Genomic DNA, 6,050 nt, shown 5'->3' with positions numbered 1-6,050 from the left:
TGAGCCGGACTTTCGGACGTTCACCGCTCGCTCAGGGCCCGCAGCCAGCTGATCACGGCGTTCACCGTCCGGTAGTCGAGCTCGGCGATCCGGGCGACGGCATGGGTGTCGGTCAACCGTACGGGGAGACATGCCGCGTCCAACGCGCAGTGCAGCATCACCTGATGTGCCTGCGTTGCCGGCAGATCCTCCCCCACGCGCAGGTAGGGGCGCAGGAATGCGGAGATCGGCAGCGGGGGCGTCGGGAATGTCGGATATTCCATGATCGTGCTCCAATTGCTCTCTCATTCAGGTACGAAGCCTCGAAGGCGGGGCCCGCCGGCACCCTGGATGCCGGCCCGGCGCATCAGGATCTGCACTGTGCCGCGGCTGACCGCGATGCCATGTCGGAGCGTCATTTCATCGTGAATGCGCCGGTATCCATAGGTCCCGTGCGAAGCGGCGTGGATCGCCGCGATGACTTCGGTGAGCCAGGAGTGGCGGACGGACCGTGCGGACGGAGGGCGGGAGCGCCAGGTGAAGTACCCGGACTCGGTCACTCCCAGGGCACTCGTGGCGATCCGCACCGGCAGACCCTCGCAGGCCATCACGTGTACCGCCCCGAATCGCCTTTTGGGGACGTCGCGTCACACAGCAGCTCGGTCGCGCGCCGAAGAACGGCGAGCTCGGTCTCCAGCTCCACGATGCGTTTGCGCGCGGCCTTGAGTTCCGCCCCGCCGTGCGGGACGGCCCGCCCGCTCCGGAGGTGCGGCAGGTACCTGCGCCGCCACTGGTAGATCGTCCGTTCGCTGAGGCCGAGAGCGACGGCGACCTTCTTCACAGGCTCGCCTACGGCGAGCAGGTCGAGGGCCCGACGACGCAGCTCGGGTGGGTAGCTCATGGTTGGTCATCCCTCCGGGAGACGGGAGACGAGAGACGGGAGACGAGAGACGAGAGACGGGAGACGAGGTCCGGCTGCCGGCTCGGGGAACGGATCCCCGAGCCGGGAGATGCCGAGTTCGGCACGGAGAGACGGCAGGGCCCGTCCGGCCTGATCGGCCGACAGGGCCTAGTCGATGTGACGCCGCATGGTGACTGTGGGCCGGAAGCTGCTCAGCGGGTTCACGTCCGCGCCACGTGGTGCGGCGGCCACCGCCTCCCTGAGCACGGTCACGACCTCGGCGGCGAGGGAATCGGCGCGGGCCTTGACGACGTGGATCGTCTCGCGGCTCCGCTCCAGTTCACCCAGCCGCCTTTCGAGCCGGGCGAGTTCGTTCCGGGCCGAGCGGCTCAGGGTGAACGAGTACGGGGTGGAGACGATGAACTGATACGCGCCGGCGAACGTCTGGCAGCCCTCGCAGTGGTCGTTGACCGCGCGGCTGGTGTTCGTGGCGTTGAGGTGCGTGATGCTTCCGGTCGTGGTGACGACCTGGAAGGACAGGGCGACCGACCGGCACGGGTTGTCGAGCGAGCAGCCCACCGAGCGGGCGACCGCCCTGTTGCGGGCACCGACGCCGACGCGCGTTCCGAGCTCATGGATCGCGAACTCGTCGTCGTAGTCGATGCGATGCCTGGGGGTGGCCTTCGCATGGGCTTCGTCCACCGCGATGCCGACATGGCGGGTGGCCGTAGATGCGGACGATGTCGCTCCGGCCGGGCTCGTGGTGGCGAAGCCGGCCATGCAGGCGGCGGCCAGCATGCCCAGCCGCGCGGCCTTGCGGCCTGCTTGGCTGGTGCGTGGCTTTCGGTGCGTCACTGGGTGCTCCTTTGCGGACGTACGGGAAGAATCGGGGGTTCTCGATGGGGAGGAGGGGCTGTCAGTCCGGGTCGCTCGGTGACTCCGAAGGGGTCGCCGAGGGTGAAGGGGATCCGGATGGCGTGGGGCTCGGCGTCCCGGGCGAAGAGCTGACACTGGCCGACGGCGAGGGTGATGCCGAGGTGCGGCTGACACTCGGCGTCGGGCTCGCCCGCGGGGGCTCCGGAGTGACCGGCAGAGTGCTCGCGGACGGGGAGCCACTCGCCGTGGGGACCTCGCCGGAAGCGCTGACGTCCGGGGTGGGCTCGGACGGGACCGCCTCGGGCGGCGAGCTGGTGGGGGCGAACGAGTCCGGCGGGGCAGGGCTCGGCCGCGCTGCGGCGGGAGCCGGTGCAGTCGGGCGGACCACGGGGACGCCGGGCTGGAAAATGGGGGTGATGGGTGGCTGCCGCGGCAGCACCTCGGGGGTCATGCCGCTCAGCCACGCCGCGCAGAGTGCGCCGGCTCCCGCCACCACGCAGCCACAGATGGCCAGGCGCAGCCGGGTGTTGCCCTCCGTGGCGCGGGCGGTGGCCCTCACGAGTCGCCCCACCAGGCGTACGGTGAGGTACGCCGCGCCGGCCAGGGGGCAGATGAGCATGAAGCTTCCGACGACGCCGACGAGTCCCGCGGTGATCTGACCGTCGAAGAAGGCGAACCACGTCCCGCCCAGCTGCTCCGTCAGGGAGCGCAGGCTGGTGCTGAGCAGGCGCGGGAGGTTCCACAGGACGTAACCGAGCTCTGCGGCGATCAGCGGCACCATGGTCAGCACCCAGATCGTGACGATGATCCTCGCTGGACGCTTGAGAGCGGCCACCTCCGGAGGCACCGGACGGCCCGGCCGCATGCTCCGCAGGATGGGCTTGATCTTGCCGAAGAGGTCGGGGATTCCGGCGAGGTCGCCGAGGATGTAGTAGCCGTCCAGCCGGACCACCGGCAGCAGCTGCTCGATGATCTCGAAGTGCACCAGGTAGATCGCGGCGAGGAAGAACGGCTGCCCCGTGAGGAAGTACGCGCCGGCGAGGCCCAGCACGAAGACGATGTTGAAGTAGACCCCGCCGAGGTCGGTCCTGAGCCGGCCGGCCCGCCCGATGCGGTAGACATCGGTGACTTCGGTGTACATCGAGGGCCAGATCAGGAAGAGACCGCATCCGATGCTTCCCGGTCTCGCGCCCCCGTATCTGCATGCCGATGCGTGGCCGAACTCGTGGAAGACCAGCGATGCCACGATCAGCACGAACACGGCCAGCATCAGCACCGGCTGTTCGAGCACCTGCAGCACCGGTTGGATGGCGCCGTGGACGGCGAAGAGCCAGAAGTCGAAGCAGAGGGCCGACAGCAGCACCATGACCACCACCGGCGGCCGGTGCAGCCACGCGAACGCCTTCGCGATACGGGCGACCTGATGCTCGCGGAAGATCACCCGGTGGCCCTTGAGGACCAGGAGGAGGTCAGTGGTGGGGCCGGCGACCTGGTCGCTCTCCTGGCCGAAGGGGACGGTGACCCCGAGCGGTTCGAGCTTCTGCTCAATGAGGTACTCGATGTTGTCCGCGCTGACCTCGCGCCCGAAGCGGCCGCTGACCCGGTGCGAGATGGTCTCGGTGTCCCGTACGCCGTCGACGGCTTCGGTCACCAGGTAGAGCAACCGGGACAGCTGGACCACCTGTCCGTCTCCGCGACGGACGAGATACTTGCGTTCCGTGGAACCGGATCCCTGGTATTCGCCGAGGAGTTGCAGTCCCGCGCCGAGCCGCGGAACGGGAAACAGTATCTCCGTGCATTCATACGAGGGAAACGTTTCGTCCGGGTCGCAGGCCGCCGCCCCCACGGGACCGGGGTGAACCCTTTGGCTTTCGGTCACCGCCCTGCTCTTCCTCCCGGTGCGGACCGCGCCCCCAAGAACGCGGCCCGCACACTTCCGGGCGTTGTTACTGGCTGATGTTGATGGACTGGGTGGCCTCGGACGCCGCGATGGCGTCCGGGGAGTCGAAGTTGGCCGCGAGCGACTCGTTGTGGGCGTTGACGTAGGCGATGCGCTCCGTCACGTTCGTGGTCCTGGTGAAGTTGAACCGGAGCCGGCCCAGGGCCTCGCGACCGGGCAGCAGCTCCGCGGCGGCCTCGGCATTGAGCTGTTCGTCGTTCATGGTGAAACCCTTCTTGGAATGAAGCGCCCGCTACTGGCTGACGTTGATGGACTGGGTGGCCCCGGACGACGCGATGGCGTCCGGCGAGCAGACGTTGGCCGCGAGCGACTCGTTGTGGGCGTTGACGTAGGCGATGCGCTCGCTCACGTTCGTGGTCCTGGTGAAGTTGAACCGGAGCCGGCCCAGGGCCTCGCGACCGGGCAGCAGCTCCGCGGCGGCCTCGGCGTCCAGCTCTCGAATGCCAAGCATGGTGGGGTCCTTTGCACGAAGGGCATGGAGGACGGAATCCGATCCCGAACGCGTCCATCCATGCCGGACAATCTGTCTGACGAGGTTGGACAGTAGGGCGCCGGATCACTCCGGACAAGCGACTCGCACATCCCGCTCACCGGCGGCGCACGCCGCACGTCCGGGAAACCAGCAGGTGGGAGAGGTGGCGGGTGAGACCGCATCAGACGCCGACGCGTACGCAGCCTCACCCGATCGGCCCAGTCCGGTGCATTCCAACCGGCAACGCCAGGGCCCCCGATGGCTATTCTCTCGTGGCCCGAGGCGGGTCGGACCGCCCGAAGCCTCCGCGAGAGGGGTGCACGTGCTTGTCGTTCCAGGGGCCCTCGCGACCGCCGTCGTCCGCGACAGGACGGGAGAGCCGGTGGTGCTGCTCTCCGGTGAACTCCCCACAGCCCTCACCCCCTCCGGGGTGAAAGAACTGCTGAATCTGGCAGCCGCTGTGCTCAACGCCGAGGAGCTGGAGCTCTTCCGGAGCTGCCTCGCGGCGCTGCGCTACGGCGAAGAACTCCAGGAGAGCCGCATCGAGGTGCGCGGCGCCGTGCTGACCATCTACCGCAGCTGACCACGGAACCGACTACGCAGAACACGTGGCGGGACATCTCTCGACACCGGGACTCCCGGCAGCCCAGCCCCACCCCGAATGGCGAACAAGGCGAGTTCTTCAACGCACAACACGGTGCACCATTGAAGCCTTTTCGCAAAACCGCCGAAGTCCGCAAACAACCCCCAACACACCGCAGTTCAGTCACCCTGGCGAGTGTTTCCCGGCCTCACCTTCCGCAATTCCTGAAAGCTTCCTGAAGTAAAGCTCAGGGCAGCTTTTCGGCGTGCCTCGTACAGAAGTCGGCCCTGCGCCGACAAGCCCTCGCGGCCCGATTTCACGAATGAAGCGAGTACGGGTTCCGAGTAACGTCCGGTGGGCCACAGGAAATCCATCGAACCGAGGAGAAACGTGGTGAGAAATTTCGCGCGCGCCGCTGCGACGGCGGCCCTGACCGTGACCGCGATCGTCATTCCGCTGACCGGCACGGCCATGGCCGCCCCGGCCCATTCGTCCGTGACGGTGAACAGCGTCCGCGACTTCAACGGCCGGTGCGGCGACTTCGACCACCGGCGGCACCGGCACAACAGCTGGGGACGCCACTGGAACCGGTGGGCCGATGACTGCCGCCACCGCTGGGACCGCTGGGACCGCCGGGGTGCGCACAGGACGTACTGGCACAACTCCTATGGGAGGTACCGCACTCACGACGGGTACAGGTGGGACTACGACAGAGACTGCTACCGCCGCTTCTGATCCGGCTTGATCCGGTCTCGCTCGGGCCGGAACCGAGCAAGGGCTCCCGGGAGGACTCCCGGGAGCCCTTCATCGCTCCGTGGTCAGCTGCGGTAGATGGTCAACACGGCCCCGCTCACCTCGATACGCCTTTCCTCGAGTCTTTCGCCGCAGCGCAGCGCCGCGAGGCAACTCCGGAAGAGCGCCAACTCCTCGGCGCTCAGTACGGCCGCTGCCAGATTCAGCAGTTCGTTCACGCCGGAGGGGGTGAGGGCTGTGGGGAGTTCACCGGAGAGCAGCACCACCGGCTCTCCCGTCCTGTCGCGGACGACGGCGGTCGCGAACGCTCCTGGAACGACTAGCACGTACCCCCCTCTCGCGGAGGCCCCGGGCGGTTCATCCCACCCGCGGGGGAGAGGATAGCCCCAATCAAACCTATTTCTTGCCTGATCTACTGTTTCGCCAGGACATATGCATCACTGGATATGTCTGGGCACCGCCGACCCGAAGTCCCCGGTCAAGGCTGGTCGCGGGAGCCGGAATCGGGGCCGGAGCCGGAATCGGG

General features: G+C 67.9%; 10 protein-coding genes. 2 read left to right on the top strand and 8 right to left on the bottom strand.

The features are described from left to right. Positions 1 to 20: 20 nt before the first annotated feature. The 7 genes from AC0699_RS39045 to AC0699_RS39015 all read right to left on the bottom strand — a co-directional run bounded on the left by AC0699_RS39045 (position 21) and on the right by AC0699_RS39015 (position 4,167). On the bottom strand, positions 21 to 263 hold the full coding sequence (locus AC0699_RS39045) for a hypothetical protein (protein WP_478671216.1): 243 nt from the start codon (positions 261 to 263) through the stop codon (positions 21 to 23). A gap of 21 nt (positions 264 to 284) precedes the next feature. Beyond that, positions 285 to 587: an IS3 family transposase gene (locus tag AC0699_RS39040; RefSeq protein WP_478671212.1), complete on the bottom strand. Its 303-nt coding sequence runs from the start codon at positions 585 to 587 to the stop codon at positions 285 to 287. Continuing rightward, complete coding sequence (locus tag AC0699_RS39035) at positions 587 to 880, bottom strand: transposase (protein ID WP_478671207.1); 294 nt, start codon at positions 878 to 880, stop codon at positions 587 to 589. Before AC0699_RS39035 ends, AC0699_RS39040 begins: the two co-directional genes overlap by 1 nt. A 168-nt stretch (positions 881 to 1,048) precedes the next feature. Continuing rightward, entirely contained in the window at positions 1,049 to 1,735 is a 687-nt protein-coding gene (locus AC0699_RS39030; protein ID WP_478671203.1) for a hypothetical protein, read from the bottom strand. 61 nt (positions 1,736 to 1,796) lie between these two features. After that, the gene (locus AC0699_RS39025; RefSeq protein ID WP_478671198.1) at positions 1,797 to 3,635 is read right to left on the bottom strand and encodes a M50 family metallopeptidase; all 1,839 of its coding nucleotides are present in this window, start codon (positions 3,633 to 3,635) and stop codon (positions 1,797 to 1,799) included. 67 nt (positions 3,636 to 3,702) lie between these two features. Continuing rightward, a complete protein-coding gene (locus AC0699_RS39020) occupies positions 3,703 to 3,918 on the bottom strand; it encodes a hypothetical protein (RefSeq protein WP_453662468.1) in 216 nt (71 codons plus the stop codon). A gap of 30 nt (positions 3,919 to 3,948) precedes the next feature. After that, a complete protein-coding gene (locus AC0699_RS39015) occupies positions 3,949 to 4,167 on the bottom strand; it encodes a hypothetical protein (protein ID WP_478671190.1) in 219 nt (72 codons plus the stop codon). 343 nt (positions 4,168 to 4,510) lie between these two features. Between AC0699_RS39015 and AC0699_RS39010 the strand changes: the two genes are divergently transcribed. Together AC0699_RS39010 and AC0699_RS39005 are read left to right on the top strand one after the other, a co-directional pair. Then, positions 4,511 to 4,771: a hypothetical protein gene (locus AC0699_RS39010; protein ID WP_478671186.1), complete on the top strand. Its 261-nt coding sequence runs from the start codon at positions 4,511 to 4,513 to the stop codon at positions 4,769 to 4,771. 393 nt (positions 4,772 to 5,164) lie between these two features. Next, a complete protein-coding gene (locus AC0699_RS39005) occupies positions 5,165 to 5,506 on the top strand; it encodes a hypothetical protein (protein ID WP_478671182.1) in 342 nt (113 codons plus the stop codon). Positions 5,507 to 5,589: 83 nt separating this feature from the next. Here the strand turns inward: AC0699_RS39005 and AC0699_RS39000 are convergent, their stop codons facing one another. Then, entirely contained in the window at positions 5,590 to 5,850 is a 261-nt protein-coding gene (locus AC0699_RS39000; protein ID WP_478671177.1) for a hypothetical protein, read from the bottom strand. Between the last annotated feature and the right edge of the window lie 200 nt (positions 5,851 to 6,050).

The sequence above is a fragment of the Streptomyces sp. NPDC043870 genome (assembly GCF_056435785.1).
This window is presented reverse-complemented; position numbering and strand designations above follow the sequence as displayed.